Source organism: Hydrogenophaga crocea (genome assembly GCF_011388215.1).
GTDB classification, from domain to species: Bacteria; Pseudomonadota; Gammaproteobacteria; order Burkholderiales; family Burkholderiaceae_C; genus Hydrogenophaga; species Hydrogenophaga crocea.
The window spans coordinates 3,292,156-3,306,341 of record NZ_CP049989.1 but is presented as its reverse complement, the minus strand read 5'-3'; the positions used below and the strand labels follow the sequence as shown (position 1 = coordinate 3,306,341).

Here is a 14,186-nt window from a genome sequence, read left to right as displayed (position 1 = left end):
GAATAAGTGCCGTTGCTGCAGGCATCGTGCTCTCTGCGCGGAAAGACCGCTGCTGACGGTAAGGGGTTCAGTGTGGGGTGCCGGTCCGTCATCTTCGGACGTTCCGATTTTGCGACCGGTTGGAGACAACATCAGCGGCAAAGCCTCAGTTCATTGAACTAGCCACCTCTGCTCGGGAGCGAGAAGGGGTATATGTTGTGGAGCGTCTTGCGGTGAACTGAGTAACGAGTCTTGCTCTAGAAGATCATGACAGTTGAGATTCGAATGTACGCCGTGCGACCTCAAGCTCAGGAAGCAACTTGTTCACCATGTCGTCCAGTGACATGCGCGATGTCGTAACCGATAGGCTGATTGCAGCGACCAATTCACCACTCCCATTGCGTATAGGTACCGCGATCGATCGCAAACCCAACTCTAACTCTTGATCATTGACAGAGAAGCCGTACTTTCGAATCCAGCGTATGTCTTCAAGGATCGCTTCCGGCTCGGTCTTGGTGTGGGGTGTGAGTGCTGGTCTTGCCATACGCCCAAGCCGGTAGGTGATCTCCACATCACTGAGAGAGGACATTAGTACCCGTCCTGTGGCCGAGCAGTAGGCTGGCAGGCGCGCGCCAATCCCTAGCCCAAATGAAAGACTTCTCCGTCGCGTTGAACGAGCTACAAAAACGACGAACTGCGAATCCAGCACGGCCAGCGATGCTGACTCGCGGGCCCGCTCACTCGTGAACTCGAGAATAGGCTGGGCGACCTTGGTGAGCGGAGTGGAGTGCACGTAGGCGTGCACGAGCCGCAATGTTCGCGGCTCTAGAGAGAACATTCGTCCATCGCAGCGCGCGTAACCCAGCTTCACCAGGGTCAGCAAAAGGCGGCGTGTGGACGCCTTCGAGTGGCCGGTGATTTCTGCCGCCTGGCTCAGCGTCATGGGCGCGTTGCTCACCCCGAAGGCCTCGATCAGCAACAGACCTTTCTCCAGGCCCATCACGTATTCCTTGTCGACGCCGTCGCGCACTTCACTGTCCATGCGGTTCTGCCTTTCCGTTTGTTCTTGTTCGATATGCGAAAACTTTACCGGATTTCGTTGACCTCGTGAAAACGGGAAAATACAGTTGTGTTCACTGAACGACAAATGGTTCGGTAACCGAACCACTCACGCCATGAATGCCCCCCATCCCGCCAGCACCCCAGACCCAGCCCCGCTGCGGTTCTGGCCCTCTCCCTCGCTCACGCGCATCCCCTACCGCGTGTACCAGGACCAAGACCTGGCCACCGCCGAGCAGCAACGCATCTTCGAAGGCGTGACCTGGAACTACCTCTGCCTGGAAGCCGAGCTGCCCCAGCCCGGTGACTTCCGCACCACCTTCCTCGGGCGCATGCCGGTGGTCGTGGCGCGCGACACCGACGGCGAGATCTACGCCTTCGAGAACCGTTGCTCGCACCGCGGCGCACTCATCGTGCTGGAAGACAGTGGCCACGCCACGGACTTCCAGTGCGTCTACCACGCGTGGCGCTACGACTGCCAGGGCAACCTCAAGGGCATCGCCTTCCAGAACGGCGTCAACGGCCAGGGCGGCATGGACCCGTCCTTCTGCATGAAGAGTCACAGCCCGCGCAAGCTGCGCACGGCCGTCTACTGCGGCCTGGTGTTCGGCAGCGCCAGCGAGGACGTGCCCGACCTCGAGGACTACCTCGGTCCCGAGATCGCGCGCGGCATCGCCCGGGTGCTGCACAAGCCGGTGGAGGTGCTGGGCCGCTTCAAGCAGACCCTGCCCAACAACTGGAAGCTCTACGTGGAGAACGTGCGCGACACCTACCACGCCAGCCTGCTGCACGTGTTCTTCACGACTTTCCGCCTCAACCGGCTGTCGCAGAAAGGCGGCGTGGTGGTCAGCGAGTGCGGCGGCAACCACATCAGCTTCTCCGCCATCGACCCGGGCAGCGACAAGGGCCAGGACTACGACAAGGAAGAGCTGCGATCCGAGAAGGACGACTTCCGTCTGGCCGACACCAGCCTGCTCAAGGGCGTGGACGAGTTCGGCGACGGCGTGACGCTGCAGATCCTCTCGGTGTTCCCGGGCTTCGTGCTCGCGCAGATCCAGAACACCATCGCCGTGCGCCAGGTGCTGCCCGAAGGTGTGGACAGCACCGCCCTCAACTGGACCTACCTCGGCTTCGCCGATGACACCCCCGAGCTGCGCACCATGCGCCACAAGCAGAGCAACCTGATCGGGCCGGCGGGCTTCGTCTCGATGGAAGACGGCGCGGTGGGCGGCTTCGTGCAACGAGGCATTGCCACCGCGCAAGACGACAACGCCGTGGTGGAAATGGGTGGCGAGAGCGTGCACACGCAGACCAGCCGCACCACCGAAGCCTCGGTGCGTGGCTTCTGGAAGGCTTACCGCGCCCACATGGAAGGTCCTTCGGCATGAACGCGGTCATGAACAACACCATCGACACGCAAGCCGTGATGCAACTGAACTCGCACTACGCGCGCTGCATCGACAATGACCACCTGGAAGACTGGCCCGGCTTCTTCACCGAGGACTGCCTCTACCGAGTCACCACCGAGGACAACCACCGCCAGGGCCTGTCGGCTGCGCTGATCTACGCCGACTCGCGCGCCATGCTCGGCGATCGAATCCTCTCGCTGCGCCGGGCCAACGTGTACGAACGCCAGCGCTACCGGCACCTGCTCGGCATGCCGGCCCTGCTCGACGAAACGCTCCAGGGCCGCCATTGCGAAACACCGTTCCTCGTGATTCGCATCATGCGCACCGGCGAAACCAGCGTGTTCGCCAGCGGACGCTACATCGACCGACTCGTCATCGACGCCGACGGCGAGTTGCGCATCGCGCAGCGCGACGTGGTGTGCGACAGCCACGCCATCGACACCCTGCTGGCGATTCCGCTGTGAGCATGTCCTACCGCATTCAGGTGGTCGGGCTCGACGAACCCATTGCCTGCGCAGAAGACCAGTCGGTGCTGGAGGCGGTGCGCCAGGCCGGCTGGGAGCTGCCCTATTCGTGCAACGCCGGTGTGTGCGCCAGCTGCAAAGGCCGTGTGCTGTCGGGCCGCGTGGCCCCGGGCCGCGCTGGCGACCACGCGCTCAGCGATGCCGAGCGCGCACAAGGGATGGCCCTGTTCTGCCAGGCCCGGCCCTTGAGCGACCTGGTCATCGAGCCGCGCACGCTCACGCGCATCGATCCGCTGGCGCGCCGCCGCGTGGCCGCCCGCGTGATGCGGCTGGACTGGCTGGCCAGCGACGTGGTGCGCATGAAGCTGCGGTTCCCGGCGGGCGAGAAGGTGCGCTTTCAGGCCGGCCAGTACCTGCAGGTACTGCTGCCCGATGGCCAGCGCCGCAGCTACTCGATGGCCAACCCACCGCACCAGAACGACGGTGCCGAACTGCACATCCGCGTGCTGCCCGATGGCGCGTTCTCGCAATGCCTCTCCGGCGGGCTCGCCGCGGGCGACACGGTCGAGGTGGAACTCCCGCACGGCGACTTCCACTGGCGCGAGCAGCACGAAGGACCGGTGGTGATGCTGGCCAGCGGCACCGGCTTCGCCCCCCTCAAGTCGATGCTGGAAGACGCGTTCCGCCGCGGCCTGCAGCGCGACATCAGCCTCTACTGGGGCGCGCGCACGCCGCGCGACCTGTACCTGCTGGATCTCGCGCGAGGTTGGGCGGCAACCCGCGGCATCCGGTTCGAGCCGGTGATCTCCGAACCCACCGCGGGCGACAGTTGGCAGGGGCGCACCGGTCTCGTGCACGAGGCGGTGCTGGCCGACCACGCCAGCCTGGCGGCGCATGTGGTGTACGCCTGTGGCGCACCGCCCATGGTGGCCGCCGCGCGCCACGATTTCACCGCCTTGCGCGGCCTTTCACCCGACGCCTTTTTCTGCGACGCCTTTGCCGTGGCCACGCGCCCCGCGGCCGCCCTCGCCGACTGAACCCACAGGAGACCCACGATGCACGCCAACCCCTACAGCGGAGTTCCCGTCAGCGACTTCGACCCTTACGACAGCGCCGTGCTGGCCAACCCCTACCCGCACTACGAGCGACTGCGCGAGGCGGGCCCGTGGGTGTGGCTGGAGCGCTATGGAGCACTGGCTGTCGCGCGCCACGAGCAGGTGCATGCGGTGCTGTCCAAGCCCGACCTGTTCTGCTCCAGCGCCGGCGTCGGTCTGGCCAACTTCCACACCGAAACGCCCTGGCGCAAGCCCAGCATCATCCTGGAGGCCGATCCGCCGAACCACGGCCGCATCCGCAAGGTGGTGGCTCGCGTGCTCTCGCCTGCCTCCATCGGCCGGCTGCGTTCCACCTTCGAAGCCGTGGCCGCGCGCATGGTCGATGAACTGGTGGAGCGCGGCTCCTTCGACATCGCCCGCGAGCTGTGCGAGGCCTTCCCGACCAAGGCCTTCGGCGATGCGGTGGGCCTGCCCGCCGAGGGACGCGAGCACCTGCTGCCCTACGGCGACATGGTGTTCAACGGCTTCGGTCCGATCAACGAACGCTTCCACGAGCGCATGAAGACCTCGGGCGAAGCGGTGAACTGGATCGCCCAGGTGTGCCGCCGCGAAGCGCTCACCACGGACGGCCTGGGCGCGCAGCTCTACGCTGCCGCCGACGATGGCGAGATCACGCACGAAGAGGCAAGCATGCTGGTGCGCACGCTGCTCTCGGCCGGGTTGGACACCACGATCTTCACCCTTTGCAATGCCATTGTCAGCTTCACCGCGCATCCGGAGCAATGGGCGCTGTTGCACGAGAACCCCTCGCTGGCGCGCCAGGCACTGGAGGAAGTGTTGCGCTACGACCCGACCTTCCATTCCTTCTACCGCACCACCACGCAAGCGGTGGAGGTGGACGGCATCACGCTGCAGCCGGAACAGAAGGTGGCCGTGTTCATCGCATCGGCCAACCGCGACCCGCGCCGCTGGCCCGGCGCCGACACCTTCGACATCACCCGCCGGGCCACCGGCCACACCGGCTTCGGCGCCGGCATCCACGGCTGCGCCGGCCAGATGATGGCGCGCCTGGAGGGCGAGGTGCTGCTCACCGCGCTGGCGCGCCGTGTGGCCCGCATTCACCGCGAAGGCGAACCCGTGCTGCACTTCAACAACACCGTGCGCGGCCTCAAGTCCCTGCCCGTGTCGGTGGAGCCTTCGCTCGCCGCCGTTCACTGAACCGCCCATCCGCAGAACCCAAGGAAACCCTCATGCCCAGCATCGTTTACGTTCAGCCCGACGGCTCGCGACAGACCATCACTGCCGACGTCGGCAGCACCGTCATGGCCACCGCCATGGCACATGGCGTTCCCGGCATCGTGGCCGAGTGCGGCGGATCGGCCATGTGTGCCACCTGCCACGTCTATGTCGACGAAGGTTCGCTCGCCGGTTTGCCGCCGGTCAGCGAGGTGGAGGACGCCATGCTCGCCAGTGCCGCGAGTGAACGGCGCGACAACAGCCGCCTCAGTTGCCAGCTGGTGCTTGCCCCGGGCATGGAAACGCTCGTGGTCAACATCCCCGAACGCCAGGTGTGATGGCCTCGCGCATCGTCATCGTCGGCACCGGTCAGGGCGGCTTCCAGCTCGCGGCCTCGCTGCGCGAAGCCGGGCATGAAGGACCCATCACGATGGTGGGCGATGAGCCCGGCCTGCCCTACCAGCGCCCGCCGCTGTCCAAGGCATTCCTCAAGGGCACCGTCACCGCCGAAGGGCTGCTTCTGCGGCCCGCGGCCCTCTATGAGCGCCTGCGCCTGGAGGTGCTGTCGCCCGTGCGCGTCGAGGCCATCGATCGCGCCGCACATTGCGCGCGCCTGAGCAATGGCCAGACACTCCCCTACGACCATCTGGTGCTGGCCACCGGGGCGCGCGTGCGCTGGCCCGATGTGCCCGGCGCCTCGCTCAAGGGCTTGTTCGGGCTGCGAACCCTGGCCGACGCGCAAGCCCTGCGCGAACGAATCGGGCAGGCGCAGCGCATCGCCGTGGTGGGTGCGGGCTTTATCGGTCTCGAACTGGCGGCCGTGGCACGCGCTCTCGGGCGCGAGATAGATGTCATCGAAGCGGCCGAGCGGCCCTTGCAGCGCGCGCTGTCGACGCGCATGGCACAGTACTTGATCGATTGGCATGTGTCGCAAGGCGCGCGGCTGCATTTCGGTGCGCGGCTCGCGGGTTTTGAAGGCGGTCACGGCGACGATGGCCAGGTGCAGGCCGTGCAACTGGTCCATGGCGAACGCATTGCCGCCGATCTCGTGGTGATCGCGATCGGCGTCACGCCGAACGACCAGCTGGCACGCGACGCCGGCCTCGCCACCGACAACGGCATCGCGGTCGACGAACAACTGCTCACCGCTGACCCCGCAATCTCCGCGCTAGGCGACTGCGCAAACTTTCCCTGGCGCGGTGAGCGCGTGCGCATCGAATCGGTCCAGGCCGCGGTCGATCAGGCGCGCCACATCGCCACCCGGTTGCGCAGCTGCACCGGCGCGGCCGGCGCACCGTACGACAAGCTGCCGTGGTTCTGGAGCGAGCAAGGCGCCTGCCGCCTGCAGATCGCCGGCCTGGCGCGCCCTGACGACGAGGCCCGCATCGACGGCGATCCGGACAGCGACCGTTTCTCCGTGCAACGTTGGCGCGATGGCCAGCTCGTCGCGGTCGAATCCCTCAACGACCCCAGTGCCCACATGCGCGCGCGCAAGGCACTGACAGAGGCGACGCTCGCCCTCGCCTGAGCCCTCCCCTTCCCACCTCCCGCACTTCAGGAAAGACAAGACATGAGCAACCCCTCCCGCGTCATTGCGATCACTGGCGGCGCCAGCGGCATCGGTTTCGCCTTCTCGAAGGCCCTGGCGCAAGCCGGCCACCGCGTGGTCATCGCCGACCTGCGCGGCGCTGAAGACGCCGCACAACGCCTGGTTGCCGAAGGCCATCAGGCGATCGGCGCCGACACCGATGTGGTCAACCCGGCCGCCGTGCAGGCCATGGTCGACAAGGCGGTCAACACCTTCGGCCGGCTCGATGTGCTGGTGAACAACGCGGGCCTGTTCACCACGCTGGCGATGCGGCCGTTCGAGCAGATCCCGAACGAGGAATGGATGCGGGTGATGGAGGTCAACACCCTGGGGCCCTTTGTGTGCGCCAAGGCCGCGGTGCCCGCGATGCGCCGCAACGGCTTCGGCCGCATCGTCAACATCGCATCGACCACGATCAACAAGGGCACGCCCAACCTGCTGCACTACGTGGCCAGCAAGGGCGCGGTCGTTGCCTTCACGCGCTCGCTGGCGCGTGAGCTGGGCAAGGACAACATCACCGTCAACGCCATCTCGCCCGGCTTCACGCTGAGCGACGGCGTGCTGCAGAACGACCTGCACAGCCAGATGGGCGACGTGGTGCGCAAGACCAGCCGGTCGCTGCAGCGCGACCAAGTGCCCGAAGACCTGGTGGGTGCCCTGCTGTTTCTCGCCAGCGATGGCGCGGGCTTCATCACCGGCCAGACCATCGCCGTCGATGGCGGATCGGTCTTCATCTGAGCCAGCGAGCCAGTCCTCACATGACCGACACCGCCTACGGGCCCTCCTACCTCTACATCGACGGCGAGTTCATCACCGGTGGCGACCGCCGCCACCAGGACATCGTCAACCCCGCTACTGGTCAGCGGATCGGCTCGCTGCCGCACGCGCGCATCGATGACCTGGACCGTGCGCTGCAGGCAGCTCAGCGCGCCTTCGCCACGTGGCGGCAGTCGTCGCCGCTTGAGCGATCGAAGATCCTGCGCCGTGTGGCCGAGCTCACGCGCGAACGCGCGCCGCAGATCGCACGAGAGCTCACGCTCGACCAGGGCAAGCCCCTGGCCGAGGCCCTGCTCGAGGTCAACACCTGCGCCGAACACGCGGAGTGGCACGCGGAGGAATGCCGTCGCATCTACGGCCGCGTGATTCCGCCGCGCCAGCCGCACGTGCGCCAGATGGTGCTGCGCGAGCCGGTGGGCGTGTGCGTGGCCTTCACACCCTGGAACTTTCCCTTCAACCAGGCCATCCGCAAGATGTGCGCGGCCATCGGCGCGGGCTGCACGCTGGTGCTCAAGGGACCGGAAGACTCGCCCAGCGCCGTGGTGGCACTGGCCCGCCTGTTCCACGACGCCGGCCTACCGCCGGGTGTGCTGAACGTGGTCTGGGGCGATCCTGCGCAGGTGTCGCATCACCTCATCACCTCGCCGATCTCGCGCAAGGTGTCGTTCACCGGTTCCGTGGCGGTAGGAAAACAGCTCGCCGCGCTAGCAGGCGCGCACATGAAGCGCATCACCATGGAGCTTGGCGGCCACGCGCCAGTGATCGTCTTCGAGGACGCCGACGTGGAGGCCGCGGCCCAGTTGCTCGCGCGCTTCAAGGCGCGCAACGCCGGGCAACTCTGCATTGCGCCCAGTCGTTTCTACATTCAGGAAGGCGTCTACGAACAGTTCCTGGAGCTCTTCACGGCCATATACGGCAGCCTCAAGGTGGGCGACGGTCTGGCCGAGAACACGCAGATGGGCCCGCTCGCGCATGCGCGCCGTGTCGATGCAATGGACGACTTTGTGAACGATGCCCTGGAGCGGGGTGCCCGAGTGGCATGCGGCGGCCAGCGCCTTCCGGGTACCGGCCACTTCTTCCCGCCCACTGTGCTTACCGATGTGCCCGACGACGCGCGGGTGATGGTTGAAGAGTCCTTCGGCCCGCTGGCGCCTTTCACTCGCTTTCGGGACATCGACGAGGTGCTGCGCCGCGCTAATGCGCTGCCCTTCGGCCTGACGGGCTTCGTGTTCACCAACTCCATCAAGACCTCCACCCGCGTGGTCAACGACCTCGAGGTGGGTATGGTCAACGTCAACCACTTCGGCATCACGCTCGCCGAAACGCCCTTTGGCGGCGTCAAGGACAGCGGTATTGGAAGCGAGGGAGGCAGCGAAACCTTCGATGGCTACCTGATTACCAAATTCGTATCACAAGCCAGCCCGGCCTGACTGAACCCCCAAACACAACGCTCTGGTCCGACCTCATCCTGCGGACCGGCCACGGCATCCCGTGCGCAAGGGAGAGGGATGGTTTTGCCCTCAACTTCATGGAGACAATCTAAATGTACCGTAGAACCGTTCTGAAGTCAGCCGCCATTGCGGCTACCGTTGGCGCGCCCGGACTGGGCGCCTTCGCACAGCAGGCCGTGACGCTCAAGTTTCATACCTTCATGGCGCCAACGTCCAATGTGTATCTCAACGCACACAAAGCATGGATGGCCAAGGTCGAGCAATCATCGGGAGGGCGGATCAAGTTTGAAGGTTATCCAGCCATGCAGCTCGGCGGTACGCCCCTGCAGCTGTTCGACCAAGCTCGCGACGGCGTAGTTGACATCGTCTGGACACTGGCTGGCAACACCCCAGGACGCTTTCCCCGCACTGAGGTGTTCGAGTTGCCCTTCATGACTCACGACGCCGTTGGAGCCTCGCGTGCTGCCTGGGAGTATTTGCAGACCTACGCCGCTGACGAATTCAAGGATGTGCAACCGTTGGCCTTTCACACGCACGGACCGGGCGTTCTGCACTCGCGCAGCAAGCCCATCCTGCGCGCGGCTGACCTTCGCGGTCTCAAGATGCGCGGCCCGACTCGCCAGGCCACCAAACTACTCAATGCCGCCGGTGCCACTGCGGTGGGCATGCCGCTGCCCCAGATTCCTGACGCCATCTCCAAGGGGGTGATCGACGGTGCGGCACTGCCATGGGAAGTGATTACCTCAGTGAAGATGCATGAGCTTGCGCAGCATCACAGCGAGTTCGCGCCGGGAAAGCCTGCTCTATACAACACCGCTTTCGTAATGGTGATGAACAAGGCACGCTACGCCTCGCTACCCGCTGACCTGCGCAAGGTCATCGACGACAACTCTGGCGTCGAGACATCGGTATGGTTCGGAAAAGTGCAGCAGGACGTCGATCCTGTTAGTCGCAAGGCGGCAACCGATCGAGGCAATAAGGTGCATGTGTTCACAGATGCAGAAACGCAGGAGTTCATCAAACTCACCGGCGATATCGCTGCCGAATGGGTGCAGGATATGAACCGGCGTGGGGCCGACGGTGAGAGGCTGTTGGCAGGTGCGAGGGCACTAATCGCAAAGTACAAGCCCGCATGAGCGTCCCCAACCGCATTGCTCTGGCCTTGGGTGATCCCAACGGGATCGGGCCGGAGATTGCCCTAAAAGCGCTGGCCGCCCAGCCTGCGGCCAGCCTGTTCCGCTTCACGGTGTTCGGTCCTGGGGATGTGTTGCATGCCACAGCGGAACGCCTAGGCATGACCACATTGCTGGCATCAGTCCGCCATAAAGAGGCTGGCTCTTTGGACTCTGAATCGGCACGCCCAGGCGAGGTGAATGCAGCGGCTGGAGCCTCTGCAGTGGCAAGTGCAACAGCAGCCATTCTCGCGACGCAGGCCGGTGAATGCGATGCAGTCATTGCCTGCCCTCATCATGAGACGGCGGTTTCATTGGCGGGCATTCCATTTAGTGGCTATCCCTCGCTGCTTGCGCGTGTGTGCGGCCTAGCATCGAGCGAAGTGTTTCTGATGCTCGTGGGCGGTGGGCTACGTATCGTCCATGTCACTCTGCATGAAAGCGTTCGCGATGCGCTCGATCGGTTGACGGTTGACCTTATCTGCGCGGCCACAAGATGCGGTGTTGCGGCTAGTGAGAGAATCGGCAGCGAACTGCTCACCGTTGGAATGTTCGGAATCAATCCGCACGCATCAGAGGGTGGTCTATTTGGTCCCGAGGACAAGGCCTTGACTGTTCCTGCGGTGAATAGGCTCCGTCAGGAAGGTTACTTGGTAAGCGATCCAATCGGCGCCGATGAGCTACTGAGTCGCCGCCAGCACGGTCTATACGTTGCGATCTTCCATGACCAGGGTCATATTCCAGTCAAACTTCTTGCCCCTAAAGGTGCAAGCGCCCTGAGTATTGGTGCTGACGTTGTGCTGTCAACTGTTGGGCATGGCAGTGCAATGGACATTGCGGGCGCTGGTGTTGCAGATCCCACAGCTCTATTGCGAACTATCGACCTGCTTAGCGCAACCGGTACGCATCAGCCTCTGTAACAGAAAGATTCACACATTGGGACTCACCGTTGAAGTGCCAGCGAGTATCGGCGTTTGATGGGCTGACAAAGACCACGGATGCTGCTGGGCATAGTGTTTGGGTTGCTGCCGGTTGCGATGGTGGCCTGCTCGGCGTATTCGGACCATTCATTCCTGTAAGACGGCCCGGTTGGGAATGGGTGGATTGTGCAGTTGGTGTTGCTTGAACTCGTGAGGGGTCAAGTACCGTGAGGTAGATGTCTGGACGACCAATCCTTCGCAAACGAGAGATGGGCAAGATGAACCGCCCCGGTTGTTTCGGCGCGGTTTGGCGGGTTCGCCAAGGCCCCAAAGTGGCTCGCCGCGGAACGATCGACTTGGTCTGGGGCGGTGACAAGCATGGACTCCGCCTGCCGGGCTGACCGGGTGTGAGGCTTACGAGCTCCTCGCGTGGCACGCAGTCCCACGCAACACGACCAAACCACTTTTTTGTCCTATATGGTGGACGTTGTTTGTTGTTGTTCATAAAATGACTCGCATCGTGGACAAAATAAACAACCCTGTCGATCTAGGTCGCGAACTTCGCGCCCTGCGAAAGCGCTTGGGGATCAAGTCCGTGCAGCTCTCGAAGGACAGCGGTCGAAGCCGCGACGTGCTCAACCGCCTGGAGCGCGGGGATGAGGTCTACGTTTCTTCCTTGTTCGATGCCCTGCGGGCCATGGGCTACTCGATCAGGCTGGAGAAGAGGGGCTTGCCGAGCCTGGCAGAGATGCAGGACTACACCGCACGCGAGCTGGGGGAGGACGGTGAGCGCTGAGCTGGAAATGCCCGAACGCATCAAGGCGCTCGAGATTGACATCGGGGCCAAGCCCGCCGGGTTGCTGGGACGTGAGTCACAGTATGTGTTCACTTACAAGCCCGATGAAAGCGGCGCCTATCGAGGCCCCTGGCTCAGTCTGCTCATGAACCCGGATCAGGCGTCGGTCTACCAGAACAACGCCATGCTCCCGGTGCTCGACATGAACCTGCCTGAGGGCTACCTGTACGAGCAGATCCGCGCGCGGTTTCCGAAGCAGAACATCACCGAGATGCATCTGCTGCTGGCCGTCGGCACCAACAGCATTGGCCGTAACAGCGCTCGATTGCCCGGGGCGCCCGCGCGGGTGGGTGGACCAACGATCGATCGCGCAACGCTGCTCAACAGCACCAACAGCCAGGCGTTGTTTCCCGAGCTGGTGGATGCCTACCTGGCCAGTGGCGCAGGTGTATCCGGCGTTCAGCCCAAGATCATGCTGCCCGATCGTGCCTCGATCCCGGTGCCCACCCTCATCGTGAAGAGTGGCCCGGACTACTACCCCGGGCTCTCGGCCAACGAGTTCATTGCGATGAGCGCCGCGAAGCGTGCGGGCATCGAAGTCTCGGGCTTTGATCTAAGCGCCGATGGCGGCCTGCTGGTGCTTGATCGCTTTGACATCGCCGCCGACGGTTCACGTCTTGGTTTCGAGGACATCCCGTCCCTGCTGGGCATGCAGGTGCGCAACAAGCTGGACGAGCGCAAGTACCACGGCAGCTACGAGTTGATCGCCGATCTGCTGCGTAACCAGCTTGGCATGCCTCAGCCTGAACTGGAGAAGTTTTTCCAGCAGGTCGCGTTTTCCATCCTGGTGAGGAACGGCGACGCCCACTTGAAGAACTTCGGTGTCTTGTACTCCAGCCCGACCGATATCCGCCTGGCGCCGATGTTCGACGTGCTGACCACCTCGATCTACAAGTACACCCGCTTCGGCACGGGTGAGGAAATCGAGGATCGGACCATGGCGCTGAAGCTGCGAAAGGGCGACAAGACCCGGACGTACCCCTTGGCCAAGGAACTTCTCGACTTTGGCCGTCGTGCATGCGGCGTCGAGCGGCCCCACGAGTTCATCCTGAAGGCAGCAGACGCCATGGCAGGTACCCTGTCTACTATCCGGCATCAAGAGCGAGTTCCACAGGATTTGGTGCCCAAGATTGAGGAAGCGTGGGAACACGGCTTCGCACTGGCCAGAGAAGTTGCCTCACTGACCAAGTCGGGCGCGAGAACGTGAGCGCAATCTCGCCACCTTCCTGGGCTTGAGGTACCAGAGCTCCATTCAAAGGGCGGGCAGCATATAGTCGCGGGCGAGCCGAGTAGCGCTGAGCATCTGGGGGCTCCGAGTGCATCGAAGGTGGTGGGCTATGCTCATGTTGACCGAGGCGACGGACCAGTGCTCTGCCGCGCTTTTGGTGGCGGACTTGTGACAGCCGAAGTGTTGTGGTCGCAGTCAGGCGCTGTTGGATGTCACAAGTCAGATGCGCTAAGTCGTTGATCCGTATGAACGACGCTGACAAATGCTGATTGGCACATCGCGGAACCGATGTATCTACGCATCGGTTTTTGGCCCTCCGAAGCCAAGGGTCGTGGGTTCGATCCCCGCCAGCCGCGCCACCCGGTGTCCTTCACGCCGGCGTCTGCTCCCCCCGCACACGTTTCTCTTCGCGCACATCTGCAACCGCGCCCGGGCTTTTGCTCAACTTTGTGACTGACCGGTCACGTTTTGATCGTTTCGGGCTAGCATGCCCCCATGCCCAGCCGATCCCCGACCACCGGCCTGATGGCCTTCATCGCGTTCACCGCCATCGCCGCCGCCCTCGGCGCCTGGGCGTCTGCCGACGCCCGAACCTTCTACGCCGCGCTCACGCTGCCCCCGTGGGCGCCGCCCGGCAGCGTGTTCGGGCCGGTCTGGACGGTGCTCTACCTGTCGATGGCCGTGGCCGCCTGGCTGGTGTGGCGCCGCCACGGCTGGCAGGGCGCGCGCTGGGCCCTCTCGCTCTATGGGGTGCAGCTCGTGGCCAACGCGCTCTGGAGCTGGCTGTTCTTCGGCTGGCGCCTGGGCTACTGGGCCTTTGCCGATGTCGTGCTGCTGTGGCTGCTCATCGCCGCCACCGTGGCCGCGTTCTTCACCCGCCACCGCGGCGCCGCGCTGTTGCTGCTGCCCTATTGGGCCTGGGTGAGCTTCGCCACCGCGCTCACCTGGACGGTGTGGCGCGCCAACCCCGCGCTGCTGGGCACCTGAACCCG

14 protein-coding genes are annotated in these 14,186 nt (G+C 64.2%); 13 read left to right on the top strand and 1 reads right to left on the bottom strand.

All coding sequences use genetic code 11. The features are described from left to right. Nucleotides 1–244 precede the first annotated feature (244 nt). On the bottom strand, nt 245–1,021 hold the full coding sequence (locus tag G9Q37_RS15490) for an IclR family transcriptional regulator domain-containing protein (protein ID WP_240936406.1): 777 nt from the start codon (nt 1,019–1,021) through the stop codon (nt 245–247). A 133-nt stretch (nt 1,022–1,154) separates the two neighbouring features. On the opposite strand from G9Q37_RS15490, the gene G9Q37_RS15485 reads away from it, so the two are divergent. The 13 genes from G9Q37_RS15485 to G9Q37_RS15425 all read left to right on the top strand — a co-directional run bounded on the left by G9Q37_RS15485 (nt 1,155) and on the right by G9Q37_RS15425 (nt 14,181). Next, the gene (locus tag G9Q37_RS15485) at nt 1,155–2,426 is read left to right on the top strand and encodes an aromatic ring-hydroxylating dioxygenase subunit alpha (protein ID WP_166228549.1); all 1,272 of its coding nucleotides are present in this window, start codon (nt 1,155–1,157) and stop codon (nt 2,424–2,426) included. An 8-nt stretch (nt 2,427–2,434) separates the two neighbouring features. Further along, nucleotides 2,435–2,911 (top strand): aromatic-ring-hydroxylating dioxygenase subunit beta, encoded by a 477-nt coding sequence (locus tag G9Q37_RS15480; RefSeq protein WP_166228547.1) that lies wholly within the window; start codon nt 2,435–2,437, stop codon nt 2,909–2,911. Nucleotides 2,912–2,913: 2 nt separating this feature from the next. Continuing rightward, a complete protein-coding gene (locus tag G9Q37_RS15475) occupies nt 2,914–3,948 on the top strand; it encodes a 2Fe-2S iron-sulfur cluster-binding protein (RefSeq protein ID WP_166228545.1) in 1,035 nt (344 codons plus the stop codon). 18 nt (nt 3,949–3,966) lie between these two features. Next, entirely contained in the window at nt 3,967–5,184 is a 1,218-nt protein-coding gene (locus G9Q37_RS15470) for a cytochrome P450 (protein ID WP_166228543.1), read from the top strand. A 32-nt stretch (nt 5,185–5,216) separates the two neighbouring features. Further along, nucleotides 5,217–5,540 (top strand): 2Fe-2S iron-sulfur cluster-binding protein, encoded by a 324-nt coding sequence (locus G9Q37_RS15465; RefSeq protein ID WP_166228541.1) that lies wholly within the window; start codon nt 5,217–5,219, stop codon nt 5,538–5,540. Further along, nucleotides 5,540–6,730 (top strand): NAD(P)/FAD-dependent oxidoreductase, encoded by a 1,191-nt coding sequence (locus G9Q37_RS15460; RefSeq protein ID WP_166228539.1) that lies wholly within the window; start codon nt 5,540–5,542, stop codon nt 6,728–6,730. Before G9Q37_RS15465 ends, G9Q37_RS15460 begins: the two co-directional genes overlap by 1 nt. Nucleotides 6,731–6,772: 42 nt before the next feature. Then, complete coding sequence (locus tag G9Q37_RS15455; RefSeq protein WP_166228537.1) at nt 6,773–7,528, top strand: SDR family NAD(P)-dependent oxidoreductase; 756 nt, start codon at nt 6,773–6,775, stop codon at nt 7,526–7,528. 20 nt (nt 7,529–7,548) lie between these two features. After that, entirely contained in the window at nt 7,549–8,997 is a 1,449-nt protein-coding gene (locus tag G9Q37_RS15450) for an NAD-dependent succinate-semialdehyde dehydrogenase (protein ID WP_166228535.1), read from the top strand. A gap of 113 nt (nt 8,998–9,110) precedes the next feature. Continuing rightward, a complete protein-coding gene (locus G9Q37_RS15445) occupies nt 9,111–10,154 on the top strand; it encodes a TRAP transporter substrate-binding protein (RefSeq protein WP_166228534.1) in 1,044 nt (347 codons plus the stop codon). Continuing rightward, complete coding sequence (locus tag G9Q37_RS15440; protein WP_166228532.1) at nt 10,151–11,110, top strand: PdxA family dehydrogenase; 960 nt, start codon at nt 10,151–10,153, stop codon at nt 11,108–11,110. Before G9Q37_RS15445 ends, G9Q37_RS15440 begins: the two co-directional genes overlap by 4 nt. A gap of 508 nt (nt 11,111–11,618) precedes the next feature. Further along, nucleotides 11,619–11,906 (top strand): helix-turn-helix domain-containing protein, encoded by a 288-nt coding sequence (locus G9Q37_RS15435; protein ID WP_166228531.1) that lies wholly within the window; start codon nt 11,619–11,621, stop codon nt 11,904–11,906. Nucleotides 11,907–11,913: 7 nt separating this feature from the next. Continuing rightward, nucleotides 11,914–13,173 (top strand): type II toxin-antitoxin system HipA family toxin, encoded by a 1,260-nt coding sequence (locus G9Q37_RS15430; RefSeq protein ID WP_166228529.1) that lies wholly within the window; start codon nt 11,914–11,916, stop codon nt 13,171–13,173. 516 nt (nt 13,174–13,689) lie between these two features. Next, the gene (locus G9Q37_RS15425) at nt 13,690–14,181 is read left to right on the top strand and encodes a TspO/MBR family protein (protein ID WP_166228527.1); all 492 of its coding nucleotides are present in this window, start codon (nt 13,690–13,692) and stop codon (nt 14,179–14,181) included. The last annotated feature ends 5 nt before the right edge of the window (nt 14,182–14,186 follow it).

What these genes read in the sequence shown, in the direction of transcription:
- G9Q37_RS15430 (WP_166228529.1), top strand. Translation starts at nt 11,914, where the DNA reads ATGCCCGAACGCATCAAGGCGCTCGAGATTGACATCGGGGCCAAGCCC.
- G9Q37_RS15460 (WP_166228539.1), top strand. Translation starts at nt 5,540, where the DNA reads ATGGCCTCGCGCATCGTCATCGTCGGCACCGGTCAGGGCGGCTTCCAG.
- G9Q37_RS15455 (WP_166228537.1), top strand. Translation starts at nt 6,773, where the DNA reads ATGAGCAACCCCTCCCGCGTCATTGCGATCACTGGCGGCGCCAGCGGC.
- G9Q37_RS15425 (WP_166228527.1), top strand. Translation starts at nt 13,690, where the DNA reads ATGCCCAGCCGATCCCCGACCACCGGCCTGATGGCCTTCATCGCGTTC.
- G9Q37_RS15465 (WP_166228541.1), top strand. Translation starts at nt 5,217, where the DNA reads ATGCCCAGCATCGTTTACGTTCAGCCCGACGGCTCGCGACAGACCATC.
- G9Q37_RS15445 (WP_166228534.1), top strand. Translation starts at nt 9,111, where the DNA reads ATGTACCGTAGAACCGTTCTGAAGTCAGCCGCCATTGCGGCTACCGTT.
- G9Q37_RS15475 (WP_166228545.1), top strand. Translation starts at nt 2,914, where the DNA reads ATGTCCTACCGCATTCAGGTGGTCGGGCTCGACGAACCCATTGCCTGC.
- G9Q37_RS15485 (WP_166228549.1), top strand. Translation starts at nt 1,155, where the DNA reads ATGAATGCCCCCCATCCCGCCAGCACCCCAGACCCAGCCCCGCTGCGG.
- G9Q37_RS15490 (WP_240936406.1), bottom strand. Translation starts at nt 1,021, where the DNA reads ATGGACAGTGAAGTGCGCGACGGCGTCGACAAGGAATACGTGATGGGC.
- G9Q37_RS15470 (WP_166228543.1), top strand. Translation starts at nt 3,967, where the DNA reads ATGCACGCCAACCCCTACAGCGGAGTTCCCGTCAGCGACTTCGACCCT.
- G9Q37_RS15480 (WP_166228547.1), top strand. Translation starts at nt 2,435, where the DNA reads ATGAACAACACCATCGACACGCAAGCCGTGATGCAACTGAACTCGCAC.
- G9Q37_RS15435 (WP_166228531.1), top strand. Translation starts at nt 11,619, where the DNA reads ATGACTCGCATCGTGGACAAAATAAACAACCCTGTCGATCTAGGTCGC.
- G9Q37_RS15440 (WP_166228532.1), top strand. Translation starts at nt 10,151, where the DNA reads ATGAGCGTCCCCAACCGCATTGCTCTGGCCTTGGGTGATCCCAACGGG.
- G9Q37_RS15450 (WP_166228535.1), top strand. Translation starts at nt 7,549, where the DNA reads ATGACCGACACCGCCTACGGGCCCTCCTACCTCTACATCGACGGCGAG.